Raw genomic sequence first — 1,092 nt, forward strand, 5'->3', positions numbered from 1 at the left:
GGAGCAAGCTCCTTGGTTTGGGCTAATCCGCGTTCGCTCGCCGCTACTGACGGAATCACTATTGTTTTCTCTTCCTCAGGGTACTTAGATGTTTCAGTTCCCCTGGTCTGCCTCTCACTCACCTATGAATTCAGTGAGTAGTGACTGTCGATGAAGACAGCCGGGTTTCCCCATTCGGACATCCCCGGATCAAAGCTTGCTTACAGCTCCCCGAGGCTTTATCGTTGTTCGCCACGTCCTTCGTCGGCTCCTGGCGCCTAGGCATCCTCCGTGTGCTCTTTGTAGCTTAACCTAGACTTTTCTTTCACAGAAAGAAAATGTCGATATATGCTACCTTTATTTCACTTGTTTACACAAGATCAGCTTAAAGGAATATTCTAAAACGCAATTTCGTTTCGGTATCCAGTTTTCAAGGTGCAATGATAAATCTTTTGGTGGAGCCAAGCGGGATCGAACCGCTGACCTCCTGCTTGCAAGGCAGGCGCTCTCCCAGCTGAGCTATGGCCCCAAAAGGAAATATAAAGTTATATGGTGGGCCCTAGTGGACTCGAACCACCGACCTCACCCTTATCAGGGGTGCGCTCTAACCAGCTGAGCTAAGGGCCCATAATAAACCACCAAAAAAATTATTCTTTAGTGGTTGCGCTTGGCGGCGTCCTACTCTCCCAGGACCCTGCGGTCCAAGTACCATCGGCGCTGGAGGGCTTAACGGTCGTGTTCGGGATGGGTACGTGTGGAACCCCTCCGCTATCGCCACCAAACGCTTGAGAGTTTGAACTCTCAAAACTGAGCAACGAGTGAGTAACAGGCCTAAACCTGAGTTTTGAAGCTATGCTTCATATTTGAATGTTTCCATTGCAGGAAACGATTCTCCATAGAAAGGAGGTGATCCAGCCGCACCTTCCGATACGGCTACCTTGTTACGACTTCACCCCAATCATCTACCCCACCTTCGGCGGCTGGCCCCTTGCGGTTACCTCACCGACTTCGGGTGTTGTAAACTCTCGTGGTGTGACGGGCGGTGTGTACAAGACCCGGGAACGTATTCACCGCGGCATGCTGATCCGCGATTACTAGCAATTCCGACTTCAT

General features: G+C 50.8%; 2 tRNA genes and 3 rRNA genes. All 5 read right to left on the bottom strand.

The features are described from left to right. Positions 1-292, bottom strand: a 23S ribosomal RNA gene (locus MMB75_RS25955); the annotation flags it as partial. A 140-nt stretch (positions 293-432) separates the two neighbouring features. Continuing rightward, positions 433-508 (bottom strand) — tRNA-Ala (locus MMB75_RS25960). Positions 509-529: 21 nt separating this feature from the next. Then, positions 530-606: transfer RNA gene (locus tag MMB75_RS25965), tRNA-Ile, on the bottom strand. A 38-nt stretch (positions 607-644) separates the two neighbouring features. Beyond that, positions 645-761 (bottom strand): 5S ribosomal RNA (rrf, locus tag MMB75_RS25970). Positions 762-878: 117 nt separating this feature from the next. Next, positions 879-1,092, bottom strand: a 16S ribosomal RNA gene (locus tag MMB75_RS25975); the annotation flags it as partial.

The sequence above is a fragment of the Paenibacillus sp. P2(2022) genome (genome assembly GCF_029522175.1).
GTDB classification, from domain to species: Bacteria; Bacillota; Bacilli; order Paenibacillales; family Paenibacillaceae; genus Paenibacillus; species Paenibacillus polymyxa.